The 24,372-nt window shown below is 62.1% G+C and carries 23 protein-coding genes and 3 pseudogenes; 16 read left to right on the forward strand and 10 right to left on the reverse strand.

Annotation, left to right across the window (positions count from 1 at the left end):
• Nucleotides 1-8 precede the first annotated feature (8 nt).
• Together N5I32_RS20500 and gnd are read left to right on the forward strand one after the other, a co-directional pair.
• Nucleotides 9-290 carry a DUF427 domain-containing protein gene (locus tag N5I32_RS20500; protein ID WP_261497776.1) on the forward strand — a complete coding sequence of 94 codons (282 nt, stop codon included), beginning with the start codon at nucleotides 9-11 and terminating at the stop codon, nucleotides 288-290.
• Between the two features lie 47 nt (nucleotides 291-337).
• Nucleotides 338-1,327 (forward strand): phosphogluconate dehydrogenase (NAD(+)-dependent, decarboxylating), encoded by a 990-nt coding sequence (gnd, locus tag N5I32_RS20505; protein ID WP_261497777.1) that lies wholly within the window; start codon nucleotides 338-340, stop codon nucleotides 1,325-1,327.
• 73 nt (nucleotides 1,328-1,400) lie between these two features.
• Here gnd and N5I32_RS20510 read toward each other — a convergent pair.
• From N5I32_RS20510 to N5I32_RS20515, 3 genes and pseudogenes are all read right to left on the reverse strand, one after another.
• A pseudogene (locus N5I32_RS20510) lies at nucleotides 1,401-1,706 on the reverse strand (hypothetical protein); the annotation flags it as partial.
• 203 nt (nucleotides 1,707-1,909) lie between these two features.
• A pseudogene (locus N5I32_RS21380) lies at nucleotides 1,910-2,005 on the reverse strand (hypothetical protein); the annotation flags it as partial.
• A gap of 233 nt (nucleotides 2,006-2,238) precedes the next feature.
• Nucleotides 2,239-2,820 carry a rhomboid family intramembrane serine protease gene (locus N5I32_RS20515; protein WP_261497778.1) on the reverse strand — a complete coding sequence of 194 codons (582 nt, stop codon included), beginning with the start codon at nucleotides 2,818-2,820 and terminating at the stop codon, nucleotides 2,239-2,241.
• Nucleotides 2,821-3,142: 322 nt separating this feature from the next.
• Here N5I32_RS20515 and N5I32_RS20520 point away from each other — a divergent pair, with 322 nt between their 5' ends.
• Together N5I32_RS20520 and N5I32_RS20525 are read left to right on the forward strand one after the other, a co-directional pair.
• Entirely contained in the window at nucleotides 3,143-3,799 is a 657-nt protein-coding gene (locus N5I32_RS20520; protein ID WP_261497779.1) for a hypothetical protein, read from the forward strand.
• 238 nt (nucleotides 3,800-4,037) lie between these two features.
• On the forward strand, nucleotides 4,038-4,880 hold the full coding sequence (locus N5I32_RS20525) for a hypothetical protein (protein WP_261497780.1): 843 nt from the start codon (nucleotides 4,038-4,040) through the stop codon (nucleotides 4,878-4,880).
• A 59-nt stretch (nucleotides 4,881-4,939) separates the two neighbouring features.
• On the opposite strand, the pseudogene N5I32_RS20530 reads toward N5I32_RS20525, so the two are convergent.
• Nucleotides 4,940-5,879, reverse strand: a pseudogene (locus tag N5I32_RS20530) (IS5 family transposase).
• A 147-nt stretch (nucleotides 5,880-6,026) separates the two neighbouring features.
• Nucleotides 6,027-7,010, reverse strand: a complete 984-nt coding sequence (locus N5I32_RS20535; protein WP_261497781.1) for a hypothetical protein — start codon at nucleotides 7,008-7,010, stop codon at nucleotides 6,027-6,029.
• A gap of 167 nt (nucleotides 7,011-7,177) precedes the next feature.
• On the opposite strand from N5I32_RS20535, the gene N5I32_RS20540 reads away from it, so the two are divergent.
• The 3 genes from N5I32_RS20540 (at nucleotide 7,178) to N5I32_RS21385 (ending at nucleotide 10,702) form a co-directional block, all read left to right on the forward strand.
• Nucleotides 7,178-8,812 (forward strand): TnsB C-terminal domain-containing protein, encoded by a 1,635-nt coding sequence (locus N5I32_RS20540; RefSeq protein WP_261497782.1) that lies wholly within the window; start codon nucleotides 7,178-7,180, stop codon nucleotides 8,810-8,812.
• 70 nt (nucleotides 8,813-8,882) lie between these two features.
• Complete coding sequence (locus N5I32_RS20545) at nucleotides 8,883-9,695, forward strand: TniB family NTP-binding protein (RefSeq protein ID WP_261497783.1); 813 nt, start codon at nucleotides 8,883-8,885, stop codon at nucleotides 9,693-9,695.
• An 80-nt stretch (nucleotides 9,696-9,775) separates the two neighbouring features.
• Entirely contained in the window at nucleotides 9,776-10,702 is a 927-nt protein-coding gene (locus tag N5I32_RS21385) for a TniQ family protein (RefSeq protein WP_369414374.1), read from the forward strand.
• Nucleotides 10,703-10,718: 16 nt separating this feature from the next.
• Here the strand turns inward: N5I32_RS21385 and scpB are convergent, their stop codons facing one another.
• Nucleotides 10,719-11,315 carry an SMC-Scp complex subunit ScpB gene (scpB, locus tag N5I32_RS20550; RefSeq protein ID WP_036562694.1) on the reverse strand — a complete coding sequence of 199 codons (597 nt, stop codon included), beginning with the start codon at nucleotides 11,313-11,315 and terminating at the stop codon, nucleotides 10,719-10,721.
• A 2-nt stretch (nucleotides 11,316-11,317) separates the two neighbouring features.
• A complete protein-coding gene (locus tag N5I32_RS20555; protein ID WP_055688038.1) occupies nucleotides 11,318-12,202 on the reverse strand; it encodes a DUF1403 family protein in 885 nt (294 codons plus the stop codon).
• Nucleotides 12,203-12,316: 114 nt separating this feature from the next.
• Here N5I32_RS20555 and N5I32_RS20560 point away from each other — a divergent pair, with 114 nt between their 5' ends.
• Nucleotides 12,317-13,468, forward strand: coding sequence for a tyrosine-type recombinase/integrase (locus N5I32_RS20560; RefSeq protein WP_261497785.1), 1,152 nt, complete (start codon nucleotides 12,317-12,319; stop codon nucleotides 13,466-13,468).
• A gap of 418 nt (nucleotides 13,469-13,886) precedes the next feature.
• Nucleotides 13,887-14,771: a recombinase family protein gene (locus N5I32_RS20565; RefSeq protein ID WP_261497786.1), complete on the forward strand. Its 885-nt coding sequence runs from the start codon at nucleotides 13,887-13,889 to the stop codon at nucleotides 14,769-14,771.
• A 63-nt stretch (nucleotides 14,772-14,834) separates the two neighbouring features.
• Here N5I32_RS20565 and N5I32_RS20570 read toward each other — a convergent pair whose 3' ends face one another.
• Together N5I32_RS20570 and N5I32_RS20575 are read right to left on the reverse strand one after the other, a co-directional pair.
• Nucleotides 14,835-15,245: a PIN domain-containing protein gene (locus N5I32_RS20570; RefSeq protein ID WP_261497787.1), complete on the reverse strand. Its 411-nt coding sequence runs from the start codon at nucleotides 15,243-15,245 to the stop codon at nucleotides 14,835-14,837.
• Complete coding sequence (locus N5I32_RS20575) at nucleotides 15,235-15,462, reverse strand: AbrB/MazE/SpoVT family DNA-binding domain-containing protein (protein WP_261497788.1); 228 nt, start codon at nucleotides 15,460-15,462, stop codon at nucleotides 15,235-15,237. Before N5I32_RS20575 ends, N5I32_RS20570 begins: the two co-directional genes overlap by 11 nt.
• A 215-nt stretch (nucleotides 15,463-15,677) precedes the next feature.
• Between N5I32_RS20575 and repA the strand changes: the two genes are divergently transcribed.
• From repA to N5I32_RS20610, 7 genes are all read left to right on the forward strand, one after another.
• Nucleotides 15,678-16,862 carry a plasmid partitioning protein RepA gene (gene repA, locus N5I32_RS20580; RefSeq protein WP_261497789.1) on the forward strand — a complete coding sequence of 395 codons (1,185 nt, stop codon included), beginning with the start codon at nucleotides 15,678-15,680 and terminating at the stop codon, nucleotides 16,860-16,862.
• A complete protein-coding gene (repB, locus tag N5I32_RS20585) occupies nucleotides 16,862-17,854 on the forward strand; it encodes a plasmid partitioning protein RepB (protein ID WP_261497790.1) in 993 nt (330 codons plus the stop codon). The genes repA and repB overlap by 1 nt, the downstream gene beginning before the upstream one ends.
• Nucleotides 17,855-18,036: 182 nt before the next feature.
• Complete coding sequence (repC, locus tag N5I32_RS20590; protein ID WP_261497791.1) at nucleotides 18,037-19,248, forward strand: plasmid replication protein RepC; 1,212 nt, start codon at nucleotides 18,037-18,039, stop codon at nucleotides 19,246-19,248.
• A 177-nt stretch (nucleotides 19,249-19,425) separates the two neighbouring features.
• Nucleotides 19,426-21,597, forward strand: coding sequence for a ParB/RepB/Spo0J family partition protein (locus N5I32_RS20595; RefSeq protein ID WP_261497792.1), 2,172 nt, complete (start codon nucleotides 19,426-19,428; stop codon nucleotides 21,595-21,597).
• 100 nt (nucleotides 21,598-21,697) lie between these two features.
• Nucleotides 21,698-22,171: a UCP036055 family protein gene (locus N5I32_RS20600; RefSeq protein ID WP_261497793.1), complete on the forward strand. Its 474-nt coding sequence runs from the start codon at nucleotides 21,698-21,700 to the stop codon at nucleotides 22,169-22,171.
• Nucleotides 22,172-22,560: 389 nt separating this feature from the next.
• Nucleotides 22,561-22,725, forward strand: a complete 165-nt coding sequence (locus N5I32_RS20605; protein WP_018001789.1) for a hypothetical protein — start codon at nucleotides 22,561-22,563, stop codon at nucleotides 22,723-22,725.
• A 185-nt stretch (nucleotides 22,726-22,910) separates the two neighbouring features.
• Entirely contained in the window at nucleotides 22,911-23,963 is a 1,053-nt protein-coding gene (locus N5I32_RS20610) for a hypothetical protein (protein ID WP_261497794.1), read from the forward strand.
• Nucleotides 23,964-23,980: 17 nt separating this feature from the next.
• On the opposite strand, the gene N5I32_RS20615 is transcribed toward N5I32_RS20610, so the two are convergent.
• Nucleotides 23,981-24,298 carry an H-NS histone family protein gene (locus N5I32_RS20615; protein ID WP_261497795.1) on the reverse strand — a complete coding sequence of 106 codons (318 nt, stop codon included), beginning with the start codon at nucleotides 24,296-24,298 and terminating at the stop codon, nucleotides 23,981-23,983.
• Between the last annotated feature and the right edge of the window lie 74 nt (nucleotides 24,299-24,372).

The following is a 24,372-nucleotide window of genomic DNA, read 5'->3' on the forward strand; positions in this document are numbered from 1 at the left end:
GGCGCCAAATGGTCAAGGCAATCTGGAACGGCAAAGTCATCGCAGAAAGCGACGCTACCGTTGTTGTCGAAGGCAATCACTACTTTCCGATCGAAAGTGTGCGGGCAGTGTACCTATCGCAAAGCACGCGCGAAACGGTTTGCCCCTGGAAGGGAACTGCATCGTACTACTCACTAGAGGTGGACGGAAAGACCAACCCTGATGCGGCTTGGTATTACCCATCTCCCAGGTCGGCGGCAGCGCAAATAAGGGGCATGGTCGCCTTTTGGCGCGGCGTACAGGTGAGCTGAGCCGGACCGGCCCAAATACGCATTGGAAATCAAGAAAGGACTTAACGATGGAACTGGGATTTATCGGTCTCGGACGAATGGGCGGCAACATGGTCCGGCGGCTGTCGAAGGCCGGGCATCAATGTCACGTTCACAGTGCAAACCAGACGACGAGGGAGGCGTTGGCAAAAGAAGTCGGCACAGTCAGCTATGCCGACATCGGGTCTTTGGTCGCAGCTTTGGCAGCGCCTCGTGTAGTCTGGCTGATGGTTCCCGCCGGTGAAGTAACCGAGCAGGTGTTGACCGAGCTGGGCCAACTTTGCACATCAGGCGACGTCATCATCGATGGAGGCAATAGCCATTTCAAAGAGAGCGTTGCGCGCGCCCAGATGCTGGCCGCTAAAGGCATCCTGATGGTTGATTGCGGAACCAGCGGAGGTGTTTTTGGGTTGGCTCGTGGATACTCACTGATGCTAGGCGGGGCAAATGAGGCAATCGGGCGGATCGTGCCTATTCTTGACACGCTCGCACCGGGGATAGATGCGGCCGCAAGAACACCTGCCCGCGATGGTGGACCTCAAGCTCCGGGTGAGGCTGGATGGCTCCATTGTGGCAAGCCCGGCTCCGGCCACTATGTGAAAATGATCCATAATGGGATCGAGTACGGTATGATGCAGGCCATGGCCGAAGGTTTCGCGCTGTTCGCCTCGGCAGGTCATGCAGTGGTGGAAGAAGATTGCCGCTATGACCTTGACCTCGCCGCTATCGCAGAAGTCTGGCGGCGTGGCAGCGTAGTCAGTTCATGGCTGCTGGATCTTGGGGCCGACGCTCTGGCCAGCAATCCGACGCTGGATCAGTATTCTACCGAAGTCGCTGATAGTGGTGAAGGTCGGTGGACGATTGAAGCGGCCATCGACCAGCGCACCTCGGCGCAAGTGCTCGCCGCAGCGCTGTTTGCCCGTTTTTCGTCGCGCGAAAAAAATGAACTGGGCAATCGTTTCCTGTCGGCCCTGCGCAATAAATTCGGCGGCCACCCAAGCCTTTCTTCCAAGGGCTGAAGAGGGAATGGCGGTGAGGTAACCCCGCCGCCTCCCAGGTCTTACAGGCCGCGTCCAGCATAGCGCTCTTCCCCGTCCCGGCATGGCCGATGATGATCCCGAGACTACAGCCGTCGGTGACATGGGCAAGCGCCTCGGCCTGCTCGGCGGACAGGATCAGATCCTGCGCCTCGGCGCGGGCAAGGGCTGTATCGCGGTCGCGGACGTCATCGTCATCGCCGCGCGGTGTAGCCGCTGTTCGACCTCGAGCAAGTCGCGCGTGGTGAAGCGCTCGCCGCCGCGCACATCCTACCCCTGCGCCACCGGGTCGGGTGCCCTGCGCATGGCGCCCAGCACCGCGTTGAACTGGCCCGGACCTTCGCCGTAACGGTATACGCAAGCGGCCATGTCGCGGCGGGTGAAGGCCGCTTACTGCCGGGCGATCACGTCGAGCGCTAGGCTCGGGTCCGCGATGATCCGGGGGCCGTTCTCGCGCGCGATGGCGCGGTTCAACTCGGCGCGGTCGGCCTTTTCACCTGCTCGCACGATCCGCTGCGCGGGCGCGCCGATCTTGTCCTGCGGCTTCAGTAAGATGCTCTGCGCGTTGAGGCTGCAGTGATCGATCCATGCGTCGATGTCGAGTCCGGCGAGCCGTGCATTGGCGAACTCCGCCCAGCCTTCCCACCAGTGTCCGAGCAGGTCCGTCCGTTTCTACGCGCGCCGCCTCGAAACAACTCTTGTGCCGCAACTGCGAGCAAATGCTTCGTCGGCAGCGTGGCTAAACAGGAATGTCGGCAAAATCCCGCGATCCAGTCATCTGCTTAGGTTTAGATTAAGCTTGTGCAGCGAATATCTCCTTCGATGGGCCGCATTGCAGCGATATCAGCTCTCGCCCAAAGGCAGCTTTGGGCCGGGCAGGTCAGTTGTGGCGCTTAGTCCAGATCCACGTCCCCCAAGCGCGGGGCACGGACATGCGTTCGGACCAGTAACGCAGCGGCCGCGCCGGCGATGGCACCGAAGAGGTGCGCTTCCCAAGACACGCCGGGTTGGCCCGGAAGAACGCCCCAGAGAATGGAACCATATAGGACCCCGACCACCAATGCCGCGCCTAGCGTGATCAGCGAGCGATCCACGAGGCCGCGCACGACGAGGAAACCGAACCAGCCGAAGACGAGCCCCGACGCACCGATATGGATGGCCGAGGTGCCGAACAGCCAGACGAGGCCTCCCCCGAGGCCGATCACCACGGCGTTCACCGGCAGCAAGGCCCGCGTGGTTGTTGCCACCAGCAGTCCACCCATCACCAGAAGTGGCGGCGTATTGGCCATCAGGTGCCCGAAACTTCCATGCAGGAGGGGCATTGCGATGATACCATCCAACCCACCGAGGTACCGTGGAATCAGTCCGAACGCCGGGTTCAGGCCGTAGCCGGTGATCCAGTTGACGACCTGGATCGCCCAGAGCAGGGCGATAAAGGCGACAAGCGCCGCGGCGCTGCGCAGGAAGGCGTGCATGTGATCCCGGTTTGTCATCGCGGCGACAGTAGACGTCTCCGCAAGGCCTTCAACGGCTTTCGCGCACTATTGGGAAACGGCTAGGGGACCGAGGTTCAGGACGGCGAACCTCCCCACGGCCCAAACCAAGAGCGCCGCTGCCTACCGAAGGCTGTGACTAGGCATCAGAGCCTCATCTCCAAGAATGGTGAACGCCATTCCACCCATTGTCTCCGTCCGTCGAAGCAAGACCGAAGCGAACGCAGTTCGGCAGCGATCAAATCTGCTTGCTATCGTTAGTGTTGTTTTGTATCGCCGCACCATTATAGATGGAGTCGGCGTCATGAAACACAAGGTCCAGACCGCGGCAGCCGCCGCGGCCATCACCGTATCGAGCCTCGTCGGTTCGGTCGAGCCGGCGCAAGCCTACCAGGTCGACTGCGCCATTCTGCTCTGTCTCGCGGGCGGCTGGCCGGCATCGGCGCCCTGTGCCCATGCGCGTGCGGTCTTCATCCGCAGAATCACACCCTGGCCGATCGAGCCACCCTTGCAGATCTGGCGTTGCCCGATGGGGGCGTCGTTCAACGCCCCTGCCCCGCTCTCGCCGATGGAACGGCTTTACGACATCGCCTTCCGAGAGGTGCCTCAAGTCAGCGTGCCGCAAGCTCCTCTCCCTCTGGTCGAAGTCCAGTCAGACGAGCAGGCCGACATCGACATTTCGGGCGACGCCTTCGACTTCGTCCGCAGCATCCGTGTCTTTCACATCCAGTTCAGCCAACGCGAAAACGGTGAAGGCGACTGCAACACCTACGACACCACGCGCCTCGGATCCTATGGTGTGCAGGGTGACTATCGATGGACACGGTCGAGTGTCGCCCAGGTCCCGCCCGCATCACAGCTGCCCGACACCGCGCACTGTAACTGGGTCAGTTACCGATCAGTCTTCGTGGACTGGCGGGATCATGAGGGGAACTACGGTTTCGAAGAGGTCCGCTACTGAACTTGCCCGGGCCTGCCCGGGGCAGGTCCGCACCCGATCATCTTGCACCTGTGACGGTGCACCGAACCCAAAAAGAGAAACGACGCCAGACCGAAAAGCCTGACGCCGCGCTAGAAGAACCCGTGAACAAGGATCTTCTAGCGCACTGTCCGAACCGCCGCAACCAGCAAAGTTGTTTTGCTGGCAAAAATGTTGTTTGCTCTCGGCATGGAGTCGTCTCTCACAGGAGACACCGACCATGGAACCCACGACCGGCCTGATCCTGAGACGGATCACCCAGACAGAGCTGTCCGTTTCCGCCCACAAGCTGGCAACACTCATCCTCGACGCCATTGCGTGGAAAGATGGTTACAACGGGCTGCCGCGCGGGACGGCCGCCTTCACCCTCGCCGACCTGGCGTCGAAGATGGGCATCTCCCGCCAGTACCTGACCGAGCTGCTGGCTGAACTCGAGGCGTCCGAGCTGGAGCTGAGACGCGAGAAGCCCAACGGCAAGTTCGCGCCTTGGCTCTTCCGCTTCACGGCCTTCGATACTGAAGGCAGCGATCAGGATGTTGCGTCAGGCACAGGCGACACATCACTATCTAAAGAAAGAAATAACAAAACTATTTTCTCGGGACAGATCACTATTTCTGAAGCATCAAACGTCTTTCAGACGTGTTGGGCGGAGCTGATCAAGGCCGCGAAGAGAGCTCTGCCCTGCTGGAACGTCGACACGCGGGTGATCTGGGACCGCTTTCTTGCCTTCAATCGGGCGCGCGGGAACGACAGGGTTCCTGCCGGCTACCTGCTCGGGTTCATGCGCCGATGGCGAACCTCACCCGGTTCGGAAAGTCGATCGGCGGAAACTCCAACCCCGCAGCAGGCGGCTGACCCACGGGACCGTGAGCTGAACGATCAGATCAAGGCCGCACCCAGCGGCAACCGGCAGTTTCATGCGTCAGACCTGTGTCGCCTCATCGGGCAGGCGGCCTATGAGGCTCGCGTTCTCAACGTCATACGGCAGTTCGGCTGTCCAAGGTTCACCGCGATGCTCGCCGTTCATGGGAGGGCCGTGATGGCTGGCGAGATTTCGCGATGACGTTGGGCTCTGTTGCACAAATCCGGTGACAAGCGGACGTCCCCCATCCCCGGACATACCTATCCTGCGGCTTCGGTTACGGGGATGCCAAGCGCGGTGAAGCCGTTCAGGACGGCCACACGGACCTGGAACTCGGCAACTTGACGGTCGAAGTCCCGCGCCATGAGGCGCTGACCCAGCAGTTTCACACAGTGCATCTTGGTCTCGTCGCGGCTTCGGCGGTGGTATCCGCTCCATCGTCGCCAGAGCGCGCGGCCGAGGTATTTCGATGCTCTCAGGGCCTCGTCGCGCGCGACCGCGCCTGCCGTGACAGTCTTCCACGGCTTTGCATTCTTGCGGGGCGGGATGATTGCGGCGGCCCCGCGATCGGCGATGGCGTCATGGCATTTTCGGGTGTCGTAGGCGCCATCTGCTGTGACACTGGCAATGTCCTGATCGGCGGCGATCTGGGCCAACAGTTCGGGCAGCATGGGGGCATCCCCGACGTCGCTGCTGGTGACCTCGACCGCCCTGATCTCCAACGTTTGTTCGTCGATCCCGAGATGGACCTTGCGCCAGACTCGGCGTTTTGCCCCGCCGTGCTTGCGCGCGTTCCACTCACCTTCCCCTTCGACCTTGATCCCGGTGCTGTCGATCAAGAGATGCAGCGGACCCTGCGCGCCCCGATGCGGGATGCGGGATGTTCACGGCAAGGGTCTTTTGGCGACGGCTCAGTGTGCTTAAATCAGGCACATCCCAGTCTAGTCCTACAAGCTACAAGAGACTTTCGACGAACCCAGTCGTCTGCCTGAGCGCCATGCCGAAAAGGACCTTCATCGTCAGGCAGGTCTGGACGGAAGCGTCGCTGTAAACGGGCTGTCGCCCACGCTTGCTGGTTGGCTTCGCAGCCCACGCCATGCCAGGATCGAACCAGATCGTCAGCGACCCGCGGCGCTTGAGCGCCTTGTTGTACGCGGGCCAGTTCAGGGTCTTGTAAGTCGGTGTGTTCGGTTTGCTCATGCCTTCCAGCTATCACGCTGGATTCACAAGATGAATCCCTTACGCGATTTGTGCAACAGAGCCCTCGCACGTCACTGTACTGCCACGCCCTGGAGGTCCTTAATCGGATCAACTGTCAGCTGGACCCCGGCTTATCTAGCGAACAACCTATTGGCTCTTAGCCCGCCACATCCGATACCGCCCCTGCCCGGTCATTTCGCGGACCAGACCACGCGCTTCCATCCAAGCGAGGTTGCGCTGGACGGCGGCGCGGCTGGCAGCGGTCAGAGCTTCGGCCATCGCGGCGGAGACAAGGGGCCATTCGGTCAACACGGCGCGCAAGGCGCTAGGAGTCTTTCCCGAAAGTGAGGTCATCTCGGCTTCCGCCCGCACTGACCACGCTTCAATATCGTCGAGGTGCCGCATCGCGGTCAGGCACGCCGTCTCCATTCCGTCAAGCCAGCGGGCCAGACGTTCAGCGGGTGGACCACCGACGCGTAGCCCCCCTGCCCCGCCCATGGCCAGAGGTGCGAAGACTGCGCCCTTGCCCTCGCTCGCCGCAATCCGCGCGGCCGTGACGGCTGCCTCCATTCGGTCACCCTGCTGCCCGAGGCCCGCGAGGCTCCAGAGGTGAAAGCCCAAGCAAGCACGGGTGATCGGGTGCAACTCGGAGGCTTGCGCCGTCAGGTCCAGCCAACCGCCTGCGCGATCCGCAAACGGTTCGGCCGCATCGGCGAGGTTCTCGGGGTCGCGGCGGTCAAGGAAGGCGGAAAGGTCTACCTCCGGTCCCGGCCCACCGGATAGCCGCCGCACCGCCCAACCGACACGCGCGAGCGCAGCAGTATCGTCCTGTACCCCTGACAGGCGCATGGAGATCCAGAGCGCCAGCCTATCGGGTCCAATGCGGTCGCCGTTGAGCCAACTCAGATCGGCAGCCTCGATCAGGGCCAACCGGTGCCGCCATCCTTCCGGGCCGCGCTTCAAACGGTCGTCCAGCGCGCCGACGCGACCGGCCACACGGGCAAGACGCGCGGCATGAGCCGCCTCTGCCATCCGCCAATCGTCGAGGACCTCGGCTTCACGCGGTTCGGCCCGTGGTCCGGGAGGCAGGTAATCCGGTTCCTCTTCCATTGGACCGGGCAGAAACCACATGTCGCATTTTCTTCACCATTTCAGCACATGATTATTACGTGATTTCTAGAAGATACGGCGATATCGCACATCATTTTTCAGCTTAAGGTTTCAATTTTGGTTCCGTATTTCAGCAAGTGGCCGCCCTGTTGGCGCACTGCCCAGCCGGTTTCGAAAGTTTCATATCGATGACGTCCGGCGGAGCGCATGCCTCGGATGAAGCTTGGGCCAAGGCGACGCGGATCGCGCGCGAGTTGGACCGGATTCTTGACGGGGCGGCGCCCGTGCGTGAGGCCGTGATGCGCGCGGCATCCGAGCTGCGGCTTTCGACACGCCAAGTCTACAACTATCTGGCGCGGTATCGGGAAGAGCGCAGGGTATCGTCCCTGCTGCCGCGAACGAGTGAGACAAGGAAACCACGGGTCAGCCCCGCTGTCGAGAGCATCATCGCGATGACCCTGCAGGAGATGTGGCTTTGCCCTGAGCAGCCAGACCTTGCACCGATCGTTGAAGAGATCCGCGCCCGCTGCGCAGAGGAAGGGCACACTCCACCCGCCTATGTCACTGTCGCCCGGCGGATCCCCATTCTGTTCGCACCGGAAGAAATTGCCCGCCGCCGCCTGTCAGATAGTAAACACCTGAACCGGCTGAAGCCGCGACCCGGCTACATCCGGGCTAACCACGCGCTCGACGTTGTCCAGATCGATCACACGCCGGCAGACATCCAGTTTGTCGAGGTGATTGATGACCACGGCGTCTTCGTTGGTCGCCCCTATCTGACCATCGCAGCAGATGTGGCCACGAGCGCGATCATCGGCTTCTGCCTGACCCTCGAGCGGCCGTCACGACTGTCTGTCGCGCTTTGTCTGGCGCACGCGATGTGCTGCAAGACTGCCTGGCTGGCAGAACGCGGCATCGATCATGCCTGGCCAATGCATGGTCGCCCGAAGCAGATCGTCGTCGATTCCGCCAAGGAGTTCCAAAGCAGCACCTTCAGCAGAGGATGCGCGGACTATGGCATCGCCATACGCATGCGGAACAAGGGCACCGTGCATCGGGGCGGAGTCGTCGAACGCCTGCTGGGGAAAGTGAACACGGCGCTGCGGGCTTTGCCGGGCAAGACGGGGCGTTCCATCGCGGATCGGGGCGACTATGCCTCGGAAGCGCGGGCACGGCTCAGCTTCGCGGATCTTGAACGCTGCATCGCGCTCGCGATCATCGACCACAACCTGAGTCAGAATGCGCGCAAGCTGACCGTTCCGGCGAAAGAGTGGGAAGATCGGTTCCAGCCGAAAGACCAGCCGATCGATGCACCTGTCGATGTGCTGCTGAATTTCCTGCCGCGCAAGACGCGGAAGATTTCACCTCAGGGCATCAGTCTCTTCGCCATCGACTATTTCGAGCCCTGGCTGGGCCCGCTGGTCGCGCGTCGTGACCGGCTGAACCCGCTCGATCTGTGCTATGATCCTCGCGACATCAGCCATGTCTACGTCAAGGATCCGGATACCCAGGCTTGGCGGCCGGTCAGGCGACGGGACGGACTGGCCGAGCCGATCACGCTCTGGCAGCACCAGACGGATCGACAGCGGCGGCGCGAAATCCAGCGGCGCCCTGTGCAGGAGGCATCAGCCATCCGACGCGAAATCGCCGCAACTGTTGCCGCCGCCAAAACCCCCAAAAGCCGGTTGAAGGAGATGACCCGCGCCCGGCATGCCACCGAGGCAAAGAAGCCTTATGCCGACTTCGCTGCGCCTTCCGCCTCGGCCCAGGCAAAGCTCGACCCGGATCGTCCGCGGCGGGTCTTCCCTGTCGAGGATTGGTAAGGTGCCGGACCACCTCATGCCCGCCATAGTGCCACTCTTGCAGGCCGATGACGCAGTGCGGATCGCCCATGTGCGCGCGCCGCGCTGGATCAGCCATCCGGCGGCCGGCGCGGCGCATGACGCGATGCGACTGCTGCTTGAGCGACCGCCATCGCTGCGCCCACGCGGTTTGCTGCTTGCCGGTCCCTACCATAACGGCAAGACAATGATCGCCGAACGCTTCGCCGTCGAACATCTGCGTGCCGCCGACCAGCAAAAGGTGTGGGTGATCCAGACCCGGGAAGGTGCGGGCCTGTCGCATTTCTACGCCAGCATCCTGTCCGGATTGCGCGCGCCACAAGCCGCGGGCTGGCGCAGCCTGTCCCGCGCCGGCGATCAGGTCGATCATCTTCTCGAGCGCCTGAAGCCGCGCCTTTTGATCTTCGACGAGTTCCACAGCGCGTTGCGTGGGCGGCGCCAGGATGTGAAGGCCATCTTCTCGTTCTTGCGGCGGATCGCACGGGTGCATGACATCTCACCCGTCCTTGTCGGCGAGATCGCGATCTACGATGCGGTGCATGACACCGACGAAATGGGCTCACGTTTCGATACGATCCCCATTCCACGATGGGCGTATGACGAGGAGTTCGCGACGCTTCTCGACAGCCTGGAAGCCAGTCTGCCGCTCGCCGACACCTCCGATCTGTCGCGCGAACCCTTGGCGAAGATCATCCACGATCTGTCAGAGGGGCTGATCGGCGAGGTTGTCGAGATCGTCACCCGGGCCGCAGTTGCGGCCATCTCGCGCGGTGAGGACCGGATCACGGGCGCAACCCTGTCGGACCTTGGCTATGTGCCTCTCTCGAGGCGCCGCAATTCGGCTTTGCGTCACGAGATGACATGAGGTTTGGGCCGACCGGGATCTCCGTCACACCTGCAGAGCGGTATGAAAGTGCGGCGGGAAACCGTTGGCCCATGAGCATTATGCCCGCACCAGGTGAACTTCTGTCGAGTTGGCTGCACCGCCTCGCTTACGCAAACGGCATACCTCCGCACTATTTTGGTGCGCTTCTCGAAGCGCCGGGTGAGAACTGGTCGGCGCGGCTTGATCGGGCATTGCCCGGTCGCATCCTGCAGCTTTTGGAAGAGCATACCCACATACCTCTGGAAGACATAACGGCTCTGACTAATGCTCCCGACCCTTTGGCCGTGCTGCGTTTGCCCCTGCGGGCATCGCCTCAGCAGAGTTGCGCACCAAAGACGCAGGCGACCTGGCTGCAATTCTGCCCGGCCTGTCTGGCGGAAGACGAAACGCCCTATTTTCGCCGAGACTGGCGCCTCGCGACACGCGTTTCTTGCTTTCGCCACGGCTGCCGACTTCGGGACAGGTGCCCATCCTGCGGACAAGGATTGGCTCCGTTCAGCCAGAAGCGTCTTGTGCCGCATCAGATCTGCGCCTGGTGCGGCGCGGCCCTCTGCAAACGCACCCGTCCTGCCACCAATGGGGTTCGGCGTCTTGAGCGTCTGATCGACGATCTGCTTCGTCTGCAGGCATCAGGGCATCGAATGGCAGAGGGGCGATCACTCCCGGACCTTCTTGGATCAGCCTGCTTTCAATTTAGTCGACGGCCAATGTCCATCGCGCGCCTCTCTCATCGGGATCGCTATCAGCTGTTTCGGCAATTGACGGACGGGCAATCGACGCCGTTCGGAACGCGAAGAAGTTCCGCGATCATTTATTGGAAACGCGTCGCTCAGGTTGCGCCAGCTTGGGGCGGACTGGTCACATCTTTCAGCGATGCCGTCCTGCCTCGGCCCAAAGCTGGGCCTTGCTCTAACACCGCTGGCCCGAATTTGGCGGATCTCGTTCAGGCGGCCGCGCGGCTCGATCAGCAGCGGCAAGCGCTGTAAAAATTCCCGGTGAGTTTCAGGCGCTCGCGGCCAGCCCGGCATCATTCAGCTGTTCAGGATCCGGCAGGTCCCGCAAGCTCTCCAACCCGAAGGCCGCGAGGAACGCGTCTGTGGTCACGAAGGTATAGGGGGCACCACGACGCGGCGCGCGCGGCCCAGTTCCAATCAGACCGTGTGCATGGAGCCGCCCGATCAGGTCCCGACCGATCTCCTTGCCGAAGATGTCCTTCAGCCCATCGCGCGTGATTGGCTGATGGTAGGCGATGGCCGCCAAAATCGCGACGTCGAACTCGTTCAGGTCCAGCAACTGGTCCCCGACATCCGCTGCGGAGCGGATCGCAGGCGCGTAAACAGACCGCGTCCGGAACATCCACCCCCCTGCGACCATGGCAATCTCGAACGCCCGCCCTTCTAGATCGGCGGCAAGATCCTCGATCAGCAGATCAACCGAGGTCGCCTGCCCCACTATGCGCGCCAGATCCTCGCGCGGTACAGGCGAGGCAGAGGCAAACAGTACCGCCTCGATCCGCCGCATCCATTCGCGCCAGCGCAGCTCCGGCGGCAGGTCGGACAACTCGCGGTCAAATTCAGGCTCGGAGCGATCCTTGGCCATCGTTACACCCCGTAGAGCCGGAAGGTGTCGCGGCCAGTCAGTTCGCGCACAGCGCCGAGATCGACCAGCCGGTCGCAGAGCCGCCGCGCCGCGCGGTCCGGCAAAGGCAAGACTGAGGGAGCGACCGCGTCCTGTTTCAGGAATATCTCGACGGCGTCGGCCGCCCCCTTGGCCCGAAGCTTTGGTGCGACCGCCTTCAGATGCGCCGCCCGACGCGCGAGGTTGGTGGAGAGACGCACGGCCTCGGCCGCCGATGACACGAGCGCCCGATGACAGGCGAGCTTCAATTCGTCGCCTTGCTTGCGCAGGTCGGCACGTTTCAGGCCAGCCGCCAGCAGCGGCACGACATGATCCCAACCAAGCGCCTGGGCGAGTGCAGCATCCGCGAGGATCAGCGCAGCTTCGTCAGCACGTGGCGCCTCGCGCAGAACAGCTTCCAGCACCAGTGCTGCTCGTTTGACCGGCGCCCCCACCCCCGCATCGAGCCACGTCGCGATCTGGCCCGGCTCGAAGGCCGACAAGGCTCGGCCCAGAGCCTTGACCGCCACCGGCCGCTCCACCGCGCGCCGCCAGATCAGATAGGTTTCACCTGCCGGTCCGGGTAGATCGCCGGGACGCAGAAGGTGCGCTGCATCGCGCAGTTCCCCTGCCCGCTCCCGTCGGCCAGAAAACGCAACACAAGCCTCAGCTGCGCACAGCGCGAGCCGCTCCCGCAACAAGGCTTGGGGCACCTCCGCGCATCCCAGCACAACATGCAAGTGGTTCAACGCAGCGCCCGACAAAAACGCCACATCTTCAAGGGTTTCAACCCGTGCCGAGGTGACCCAGGCGGGCATCCGGGGTAGAGTGTCTGTGTCGATGGAGTGTTCCGGTCGGGCAAATGTCATGACTGAAGCCTAAACCATCGCGGCGCTTTTCTCCAGAAAATAGCACAGAAAACGCCTCACTCTATCTTTTGCCATAATGTCCGATAACCTTGCGTTATCGGACGTAAAACTGATATGCTCAAAAACATGGGTAGTCTCACAAATAGCAGCACCAAAATCGAGGGTTTGGGCGGGTCGGAGTCCGAGATTTCGAGCTCAGCGTCCTATGACTCGTTGAACAGTGACGAACACGACGAGAGAACCTCTCGGGATCGAGCCTCAATCGCCCTGCCCGCCAATGTGGCCGGCTCCGGCGCGCTCGACCGGCTGATCGATACCGCCCGGGACTACGCTGAGGCCTCGACTGCTGGGAACACGAACAAGGCCTACGCCGCCGACTGGAAACACTTCACCCGCTGGTGCCGACTGAAAGGCACAGAACCTCTGCCCCCCTCACCCGAGATGATTGGACTTTATGTGGCTGATCTGGCTGCACCAACCGGGAAGACCCCTGCCCTTTCGGTCTCCACGATCGAGCGTCGTCTCTCGGGGCTTTCCTGGAACTATAGGCAGCGCGGCTTCACTCTTGATCGCAAGGATCGCCACATCGCCACTGTTCTGGCTGGGATCAAACGCAAGCATGCGCGCCCGCCGGTTCAGAAGGAAGCTATCCTGCCTGAGGATATCCAGGCCATGGTGGCCACCCTGCCCTACGATCTCCGCGGGCTCCGAGATCGGGCGATCTTGCTTCTGGGTTATGCAGGCGGCCTGCGCAGGTCGGAGGTGGTCAACCTCGACATACACAAGGATGATACACCGGACTCCGGCGGCTGGCTGGAGATCTTCGACAAAGGCGCGCTGCTCACGCTTAACGCCAAGACCGGGTGGCGCGAGGTCGAGGTCGGGCGCGGCTCAAGCGACCAGACCTGTCCCGTCCACGCGCTGGAGCAATGGCTACACTTTGCCAAGATCGGCTTTGGCCCAGTCTTCGTGCGCACCTCGCGGGACGGCAAAAGCGCCCTCGAGGCGCGCCTTTCCGACAAGCACGTCGCAAGACTGATCAAGGCAACCGTTCTTAAGAGTGGTGTCAGATCCGATTTGCCGGAAGCCAAACGGTTGGCAATGTTCTCAGGGCATTCCTTGCGTGCCGGGCTCGCCTCGTCGGCAGAGGTTGATGAGCGCTATGTTCAAAAGCACCTAGGACATGCGTCGGCCGAGATGACCCGGCGCTACCAGCGCAGGCGCGACAGGTTCAGGGTGAACCTGACCAAAGCCGCAGGGCTGTGAAGCTCAGGAATCTTGACGCGTTGGTGAAGCGCTAAGATGAAATTCCAGCGCTTCAGTTTCAGCTTACTGCTTCAATTGAAATCAGGAACTAAACGCGACACCACAGGTCGTCCTCGAGTGCCTGGTCGAGCTCCTCAGCATCGCCGGACGGATTATTGAAGTCATCATGCTGTGAAGGGTGTTGCGACGTCATATGTGCAAAATACGAGCATTTTGCAAATTACCCAAGGGTTTTTGCCGAGGTGGTCCTGCTCTCTATATAGCACGCGCGCGCGATGGTCCGTGTGGTCTCTCCGATTGCAGTCGCGGTGCGGAAACCAAGGGGTTTCTGACGAGCAGCGCCACAGTGCACACCCTTGCATCTGTTTTCAAACGGTCGTTTATTAGTGGTATGTGAAACTGCAAACGGCCTGTTTTGATGCCATTGATAGGCTACGCGCGCGTCTCGACCGAGGATCAGACCCCCCTGCCCCAGTCGCAGGCCCTGAAATCCGCAGGCTGCGTCGAGATCCACGAGGAGCAGGCCTCGGGCGGGAACCGCGCGCGGCCCGTGCTGGCGCGGGTGCTGGAGCGGATCGGCAAGGGCGACACGCTGGTGGTGGTGCGCATCGACCGTCTGGCGCGGTCGCTCTCCCACCTCCTCGAGGTGATCGAACGGCTGGAGGCCAAGAACGCCTTCTTCCGATCGCTCACCGATCCGATCGACACGTCCTCCCCGCAGGGTAAGTTCACCCTCCAGGTCCTCGGCGCCGCAGCTGAGTTTGAGCGCGCCCTAATCCGCGAACGCACCAAAGCCGGCCTGGCCAGCGCACGAACCAAAGGCCGGGTTGGCGGCAATCCGGGTCTGCGCGTCCGGGATCCGGCGGCGCTGCGCAAGGTGCGGCTGGCCCGGCAGGACGGCTATATGGAACGCCTGAACGAGACGGCGCAGGACTGGGTGCCCCAGGTCCGCCGCCTGCGGCCCGACTTAGCCTGGGAAGATGTGGTGCGCATCGTCAACGGCCCCCTGCCCCACGAGCGTCAATGGACGCAAAGCCGACTCCTGCGCGCGGTCAACGCCTATGTCCGGGACGGCTTCCTGCCGCCCACGGTACTGGACCGCGCCGGCCGCCGCGAAATCGACGACCGCCTGCCCGCCATCGTCGCCGCCATCAAGGGCGCGGACCCCGAGATCACGCTTCAGGCAATCTGCACCAGACTGGAAGCGATGCGCGAGCGCACGCCCCGCGGGCGGACAAGCTGGCAGCCGTCGTCGGTGAAGATGCTGCTGGAGCGGGCGGAGAGGTTGGGTCTGCTTGAGTAGCCTAACAACCTTGCGAATCCTCCATGACATGGAAGGATTACAAGGCTTTGGCCAGCGCCAAGCTCAGAAACTGTCCGCTCGCGCAAAGGGGTTGATGATGCGAAGTTGGCCTTCGACCAGCAGGCCATCTTGCATGTCCTCGCTCCACAGCGTGGTGCAGCCCGCAACCAAAGCGCTGGCCACGATCATAGCGTCGTAGATCGAGAAGCCGTAGCGTTCCGCCAAGGCGCGGCCGACGTCGTGGGTCTGAAGGGTCAGGTCTTCGACGGGGCACAAGGCGCGAATGCCCTCAAGAAACGTCCCTGCTTCCTCCCAGCTCAGGCCAGCTTTGCGGCGGCAGTTGACCAGCGTCTCGTTCAGGACTTGGACGCTGATCCGGGGCCCCTGCCCCAGGATAACTTCGGCGCGATCGGCCTTCGGGCCGTCGTCGAGCAGGTACAGAACGACATTCGTGTCCGCGAATTCAGCGCTCATGCGCGTCTTCGCGGCTCAGGCGTTCCGCAGCGGGCAGCTTGCCCCGGAAGCGGCGCAGACCCGTCAGCACCTCATCCGCCCGCGCCAGACGACGGACTCTGACCTGACCGTCGTCCTTGACCAGGTCGATCCGATCGCCTTCCTTGAGGCCAAGTTCGCGGACAAGCTCAGCGGGCAAACGGACGGCAAGCGAGTTGCCCCATTTTGCGATCTGCATCGTGACCTCCTGAGTGGATATACAGTCAGGAACGTATATCATGCTGGTTGCATGGGCAAGCCTGTCCACGAGCCCTGGCTACTCTTGTGCGTCACGCAGTGGCTGACACCAGATTTAGAAAGAGCTTGCACGAATCTGAGTCCTCCGGCAATAGTCACGGAAAAGGGCGACTAAACGCCAAATTCCGTGAACACGCCACGGGCGCGCGAGGGCAGATGAGCAGAGCCGATACACAGGAAGACCTGAACGCTGTGATCCGTCAGCATTCCGAGGTGCTGGCGGCGCAACTGCATTCGCAGCGTGAGAGCCTTTTCCCGCCCGACGCATCCAAGTCTATGCGCAAATTCACCTCTGGGGAAGCTGCTGCTCTGCTGGGTGTCAACGACTCTTACCTCAGAAAGCTCCATCTTGATGGCAAGGGGCCGTCGCCAGAAGTTTCATCAGGGAACCGGCGGCACTACTCAGCTGAAGATATCCATAACTTACGAATTTTGTTGGAGAAAACGGCTCGAAAGCCTGGAGATTACCTGCCCGGTCGTCGCGCTGGTGACCATCTGCAGGTCATTGGCGTGATGAACTTCAAGGGTGGTTCGGGAAAGACGACCTCCTCGGCGCACCTCGCCCAACGGTTGGCCCTCAAGGGTTACCGTGTCCTGGCAATCGACCTCGATCCGCAGGCTTCTCTTACGGCGTTGCATGGGGTTCAGCCTGAGTTTGACCTGCTGGACGGCGGCACGCTCTACGATGCGATCCGTTATGAAGACCCGGTTCCGATCGCCGCGGTGATCCGCAAGACATACATTCCGAATCTCGACCTGATTCCGGGGAATCTCGAACTGATGGAGTTCGAGCACGAGACGCCACGGGCGCTTTCTCGCGGCAACGCGGGTTTGTTCTTTTTCCGTGTGAAGGAGGCGCTGGCGCAGGTCGATGAGCGGTATGACGTCGTCGTCATCGACTGTCCTCCGCAGTTGGGGTTCTTGACCATGTCCGCGCTGTCGGCCGCGACAGGCGTTCTCGTGACGATCCATCCCGAGATGCTCGACGTGATGTCGATGAGCCAGTTCCTCAGAATGACGGCCGACCTGATGGACGTCATTGCCGACAGTGGGGCTGACATGTCGCATGACTGGATGCGGTATCTCTTGACCCGGTATGAGCCGACAGACGCACCGCAGAACCGTATCGTCGCCTTCTTGCGAACGATGTACGGCGACAAGGTTTTGAACGCGCCGATGCTCAAGTCGACGGCCATCTCGGATGCCGGTTTGACCAAGCAGACCCTTTACGAGGTCGAACGCAGCGCGTTCACCCGGACGACCTATGACCGGGCCATTGAAAGCCTGAATGCGGTCAACGACGAGATTGCCCAGCTCATTCAGAAGACTTGGGGGCGCTGATGACCGACAGCAAGAAGAAGCGCATGTCTATGCTGGATAGTCTTGCAGCGGCGGGGACGCCCCCTGCCCCCGGTAGCATGATGTCTAGCAATCGGGCCCTGCGGTCGGCGCGTGATGCTGTCGATGCTCACCATGTTTGGGAGCTCGATCCGGCTGAGATCCAAGACGAGCGATACTCGGATCGCCTCGACCCAAAGGATGTGCACGATCTTCGCGCGTCGATTGAACAAAACGGGCAGACTGTGCCCATCCTTGTTCGGCGCCATGCGACCGAACCCAATCGGTATCTCCTCGTCTATGGACGCCGCCGTCTTGAGGCCATTCGTGCCTCCGACAAAGTGAGCAAGGTTCGCGCCCTCATCGCTAACCTGGACGATACGGCGGCACTCCGCGCTCAGGTTTCAGAGAATACTGGTAGACGTGACCTGAGTTACATCGAGCGTGCCCTCTTCGCTCAGGAACTGCTCGATAGTGGCTTTGGCTCGCAGGCACAGATTGCCGAAGTGCTCAACGTGACCCGTTCGGCGGTATCGATGTCGATCTCGGTTGCCAAGGCGATCGGAACTGCACTGGCCCATGCAATCGGACCGGCGCACGGCGTCGGCCGTCCCAGATGGGAAGCTTTGGCCAAGGAGCTTGCCGACAGCCGGATCGAGAACGACGATCTTTCCCGAATTGCTCTTGATGTTCGCGCCAAGGCGGCCGCGAACGAACAGGCGGATGAGGATCCGCAGGTGGATCCTTCGGTGGCGGCTTTTGAGGCCGTTGCGCGGCACGTAAAAAAGAGTGTGAGCTCGACGCTCGGCAAGAAGCCGAGATCGAAGACCACTGCCCTTGTGATCGATGGCACGCCCGTGGGCGCTATCAAGAGATCTGGCCGGGCGCTTCGCCTGGACCTGACGGATGTGGATGATGCCTTTGCGGAGTGGCTTGATGCCCGCGCGCAGGACGTCCTCGAAGAGCTTCACGATCGCTGGAAAGGCGAGACATGAAGAGAGGCAGAGCAGCAACAAAAAGGAGGCACGGTACAGGCTAAAGAAAAGGTCCCGCAAAGCTTGCGCTCCACGAGACCCCAACTTTGATCTTAGCACTTTCAAGGTAGTGGGCCGGCGCGCAAACCGCAAGTCATATGTGATTCGCGGAACAGCTTTTCTATGCCTTCGTGAACGACATCATGGAGTACACACCGATTTCGCCGTTTATGCGGCCGATCTCGCATGCCCATCTGCGCGTGGTCGAGCGTCCTGAGGCGTCTGTTCCGGGCAAGCCCGTCAACAAGTGGGAGCTCCTTCGCGAGCTGTCCAAGGCGCAGGCGGCCTTTGGGGTTTCCGAACGCGATCTGACCGTTCTGCAGGGGCTTCTCAGCTTCTTTCCGGATGATGCACTTGGCGGGAATACCGAGATGGTCGTCTTCCCGTCGAACAAGGCAATCTGCGAGCGGCTGAACGGCATGCCCTGCTCCACGATGCGCAGGCACATTGCCCGTCTGGTGGATGCTGGCTTGCTCATGCGCCGCGATAGTCCCAACGGCAAGAGGTATGTTCGCAAGCACGGCGAAGAGCGTGTGGCTTTTGGCTTCGACCTCTCGCCACTCTACTGCCAATCCGAAGAGGTTGCACGGGCCGCAGAGGCTGTGCGTGAGGCCGAGGACCGTGTCCGGAGACTGCGGGAAATCGTGAGCCTCATGCGGCGCGATCTTGCTGCCCTGGCGGAGTTCGGAGAAGAGGTCCAGCCAGGCCTCGGCCTCTGGGATCAGTTTCGCGACAAGGCTGTTCTCACAGCGCGCGCCCTTCGCCGCAAGCTCACGCTCGAGGAGCTCTCAGCATTTCGCGCCGACCTTCAAGCCCTTCTCGACCACGCACGCAACGTCATTGATGGTCCTGAAACAGAAGAAATGAACACCAATGGAGCCAATACTGAGCGCCACCATCATAATTCAAATAAAGAATCTATAGATCTTGAACCTGCCTTAGAAAAAGGCGGGGCGGCGGCCGGCGCGCCAGATGTTGAAACGGATGCACCTAGTGCTGACGTGGAAGAAGCAGACACAAGACGCGTGCCAAAGATCCCGCTCCATCTGGTGATCGCGGGCTGCCCGTCGCTCAAAACTTTCTACCAGGGCGATATCCGCCACTGGCATCAGCTTTTCGACGCGGCTTGCCATGTGCGACCGGCCATGGGGATCAGTGCTTCCGCTTGGGAAGAAGCGCAACGGTTCATGGGCCCCGAGCAGGCATCGATCGTTGTTGTCGCCATGCTGGAACGCTTCGCCGACATCCGATCGCCCGGTGGCTATCTCCGTGCGCTGACATCGAAGGCGGCGGCGGGCGAGTTCTCCTGCGGGCCGATGGTCATGGCACTGATGTCCCGGCGAAGCGCGGCGTGATGTTCACAGCTGTGAACATCACGCCGTCGGCGCCCCAATCGATGAAGTTCACAGCTGTGAACTCTCTGCGCGGTCTGATGAGCAACCAGCAGATAGAGGGAAAGGTTGGGGGTTTGAGGGGTGACGGGAAGTGAGATTGGGAGAGTGGCTTCCGACGCCCGTCGTGGAGAAGATCTGATGGCGAAAGCAGCCCAGAACATCACCCTGTCCCCGTCGCGGGACATCCCTTTCAACAAGCTCGTGCTGAGCCAGTCCAACGTGCGGCGCATCAAGGCCGGCGTCTCGGTCGAAGAACTGGCCGAGGACATTGCCCGCCGCGGGCTCCTGCAGAGCCTGAACGTCCGGCCCGTGCTCGATGCCGATGGTGTCGAGACCGACACGTTCGAGATCCCGGCCGGTGGTCGACGCTTCCAGGCACTGTCGCTCTTGGTGAAGCAGAAGAGGCTGGCGAAGGCCGCGCCGATCCCCTGCATCGTGCGGGATGCTGCGTCCGACATTCTGGCCGAGGACGACTCGCTGGCAGAGAACATGCAGCGCGTCGCTCTGCACCCGCTGGACCAATTCCGCGCCTTCGTGGCCTTGCGCGAGAAGGGTCAGAGTGAAGAAGCGATCGCCGCGGCCTTCTTCGTGACGCCGCAGATCGTTAAGCAGCGCCTGAAACTCGCGTCCGTGGCCCCTGCCCTGCTTGAGGTCTATGCCGAGGATGGCATGACGCTCGAACAGCTGATGGCGTTCACGGTGCACCCTGACCACGGGCGTCAAGTGCAGGTCTGGGATGCGGTGAAGAACTCGTGGAACAAGGAGCCCTATGCCATCCGGCGCATGCTGACCGAGACCTCGGTCCGGGCCTCGGATCGCCGCGCGGTCTTCGTCGGTGTCGATGCCTATGAGGCGGCGGGCGGCGTCGTTCTGCGCGATCTGTTTCAGGGCGATGACGGTGGCTGGCTCGAGGACCCTGCCCTGCTCGACCGGCTGGTCTCGGAGAAGCTTCAGGCGGAAGCCGAGGCGCTGACCTCGGAGGGCTGGAAGTGGATCGAGGTGGCGACCGACCTGCCCTATGGCTACAGCCACGGCCTGCGGCGTCTGGCCGGTGATCCCGCGCCGATGACCGACGAGGAGAGCGCGTCCCACGCGACGCTCCTCGCAGAGTATCGCGGGCTGGAAGAGGAATACTCCGGCCAGGACGAATACCCCGAGGAGATCGATGCGCGGCTCGGTCAGCTCGAGATCGCGATGGAAGCGTTCGAACAGAGGTCGCTGATCTACGACCCGGCCGAGGTTGCGCGCGCGGGCGTCTTCGTCACACTGGATCGGGATGGCGGCCTTGCGATCTATCGCGGCTATGTCCGGCCTGAGGACGAGCCGCGCGAGGAGACCGCGGTCCAGGATGGTGATGGCGCGGATGCTATGGGGCAGGGGGGTGATTTGGGTGTTTCCAACTGGAACCAGTCGGCGACCTCCGCCGTGGGTACCGTCATCACCTCGGGCGGTCACCCGATCAGTGCGGATGCGTCCGACGAGGAAGATGACGGCGCGCTGAAGCCGTTGCCCGAACGGCTGGTTATGGAACTGACTGCCCACCGGACCCTCGCGCTGCGCGAGGCCATCGGGCGGTCGCCGGACGTGGCGCTGACGCTCCTGCTTCTGAAGCTGGTGACGGATACCTTCCGCACCTCCTCGGCCTCGGGCAGCTGTCTCGAGGCCACCGTGCGCCACGTCTACATGTCCGCTCAGGCGCCCGATCTGAAGAACAGCGTCGTCGCAAAGCTGGTCGATGAGCGTCACGCGGCCTGGGAGGCTGATCTGCCTCTCGGCGATGATGCGGCACTCTGGGACTATTTGACCGTGCTCGACCAGGGCAGCCGTCTGGCGCTCCTCGCGCACTGCCTCAGCTTCGGGATCAATGCGCTCCATGAGAAGGTGAACCCATATGGTGCGGGCATCTCCGCCAGCGGCCTGACCCGCCGCATGGCCCATGCTGATTTCGTGGCGCGAGCTGTCGATCTCGACATGGTCGAGGCGGGCTGGGAGCCGACGGTCGATGGCTATCTCAACCGCGTTCCCAAGGCCCGGATCCTCGAGGCCGTGCGCGAGGCGAAGGGTGAAGGGACCGCGCAGCTTCTCGATCATCTGAAGAAGGGCGAGATGGCCGCCGAGGCCGAGCGGCTCCTCAAAGGCAGCGGCTGGTTGCCCGAGGTCCTGCGCCGGGCCGATCTGGCGGCAAGCGACGGCGAGGGGATCGCAGAAGGGCAGGGGGAGGACGCGAGCGCGCCCGAAGACATCGATCTCCCGGCTTTCCTGACGGCCGATCTGCCGGACGGCGACGCGTCGATGATGGCCGCGGAATGATCTGAGCCATCCGGGGGCGGGGTGACCCGCTCCTATCTCTCACAAAATACAGCAATATCAATATGTTGAATGCGTGTGCTCGCATTCGGGATGAGGAAACATGTCTGCAACGACCATCATCGACACAGCCCCCCTCGGGGCGCTGATCCGCTACACCGACGGCAGTCCAAAGCCACCGGCACGGTTCAGCAAGAAGCTTGCCGCCTGGGAGCGATCGAACGGCGTCGGCCGTCTCGTGAAGAAGGAACCGCCTCGGGTCTATCCGACCTGGACCGCTCCGGCCTCCTTCACGCTGCATGAGGGCAACTTCTCCTCGGACGGGGTCATTCTCGTGACCATCATGCGCAGCCATTCGGCGGACAGCCGTCTGACTTTCGAGGTGGCCGAGGAACCGAAGCCCGGGCAGGTGCGCGTGCTGCTGGACTTCGGCGGGAATACCGAACTGCTGCATCTGGCGGAGTCCGTCACCGCGGCGGAGCTCTGGATCGCGCGGGAAGGTTATCGCAACGCGCGGCTTGAAATCGTCGGTGCCGAGGACGGCGATAGGGCAGGGGGCGCGGATCTAGCCGCCTGAGCCCTCACATGGCGTGAGGGGCCTGCCGACGGGCGGGCCTCTCACCGATCACACTATCGTCCCGCGATGTCGCGGGGCGTCGAAGGTTCCATCCCCCAAGATGGAGGTCTTCAACCAAGAGCCTGCCCCGGGAGGCTCGCGGCGTTCCAAGCATCAGCGGGACAGCCGGCTCCTGACGTTGGGGCACCATCTCCCGCTCGCCATTCCCTTCCTTGCCCCGAATCCTGTCTTCGAGATCAACCCGCAAGGGGTCGGACTACGGGCAAGCCCGTGCCGCCGGGTGGATTCGGGCGAGCCGAACGCACCCGGTGATGTCAGCCAGTCTTCGGGCCTGCAGGGTCCTGTCGCGCGGGGGATGGTCCCCCGCCTCCCAGACAGGAGCCAAACAGATGTCCCGCAAAGATGCTCACGCTTTCGCCGCCTCTCTCGCCGCCACGCTCATGGTCTCGATCGTCGTCTTCCAGGCAGGGGATGGAACCTTCGGCGCCGTCCCCGCCGATGAAATCGACGGCGACGAGGTTCAAGTGGTCGCTGAGGTCGATCCGTGGGCATGAAGCCCACGGCCCCAACGAGGGCTCGGCATCGGGGCAGTGGCCCCGAATTGGGCCTTTTGCCGGTAAACCGTTCCGGTCGACCGATCGGAGGAGCCGACAAATGGTCGGCGCGGCCTCCATGAAAGTCGCTTGATCATCGAAGGTGTTCATCGGAAGCTGATCAAGACGGTTCGGGGGCCGATAGGATGCTCTATAAATCATTGATTTCATTATACGGTTCGTCGCTCGCAGGTAAGTCGGCTCCCAAAGACGATTTGATCTGGCACTTCACACCGTCCGACGACCTGCGGCAGTTCCGAGTTTACGCGCTCGATGCGCTACAGCAGGCTAAGGTATTCCTGCTCGATCACCTGGCAGCCGCCTACACTGACACGCTTCACGATGCCGTCTCGAAACAGGCTGAGGAAGCTGGGGTGCCTGCCATGGCAATCCTCGGTGAAGTGAAGCTTCCTGCTCCCGTCGTTTGGGTCGAGTTCGACGATCGCGAACTGGGCGTTGCACGATTTGAGCGCGCTTCACCTGTGACCAGGCACGACGAAAAGCCTTTGGGCACGGGACTACGCGGCTACCTTCTGGACGACCGCAACGAGGGCCATCTACGCATTACGATGTTCCACCGTCGCGAGAACTCGCGTGTCGTCGATCCGATCTGCGCACTGCTCGTCAAGCGGACACCGACAGGACAGCTGAACTATGACGACGTCGAGGTCGAGCTGAGCCGATCCGTGGTCGATTTCCGCGTGCGGAGCGGCGATACGATGGAAATGATCCAAGGCCGCCGCACGGTGCACCAGGTTGAAACCGGGTATGACCTGTTCATTCCCTACGCTCTGTTTGCAATGCTGGTCTCACCGGATCTTGGCGGGATCATCCCAACGGAAACCGAAACCTTCACCGCCAAGGACACCAAGACTGCCCGGAAGTTCGGTAAGTCGTGGATCCTTGGCGCCCAGAAATCACATCTGACGATCCGGATCGGCCCGCAGGCCGCCGCGCACATGGCGGAAAGAACCGCTCGCCTCGAATTCGAGAGGCAAACACTCGAGGCACGGAACGGCCCCGTTCGTCATTGGGTGTCCGAGCATGAGCGACACTATCGAAGCGGCAAAGTCGTTCTGGTCAAAGGACATCACCGGGGCCAAGCACCTGACCCCAATCTGCCGACACGGGTGATGGGGCCGAAACTCGAGGAGTTCGAGTTTGACCTCCCCGAGGTCGTCCCATCAAAACCTGAATGATCCAGTCGCCGGCAACTTCATACGGCTAGATCATCCTTTGAATTCCCAGCAGCCAGCGCGTCCACGAACCACTGCGGTTTGCGCCCCCGGCCCGACCAGGTGAGTGCCGGGTTCTCAGGGTGCCGGTATTTCGCCGCGACAGGCGCACGGGAGGATTTCGTCTCGGTGCCGACGAGTTCGGCCAGGGAGTAGCCGAGGTCCCGGGCGAAAGCTTCCACCTTGGTGCGGGCTTCCGCCTTCTGCCGATCCTCGAATGTGGCAATCGCCTTGGCGACGTCCTTCTGCATTTTCTTCAGCTCGCCGAGCGACAGTGCCTCGAGATCGTAATCAGCCATTGATGCGGTCCGTGTTCTGAATGTCCCGGTATCGATAGCCCGTCGCGGCAGGGTGCCGCAACTCCCGCAAGGCA

Origin of the sequence: Albidovulum sediminis, assembly GCF_025380365.1 — a bacterium.
Taxonomy (GTDB): domain Bacteria; phylum Pseudomonadota; class Alphaproteobacteria; order Rhodobacterales; family Rhodobacteraceae; genus Albidovulum; species Albidovulum sediminis.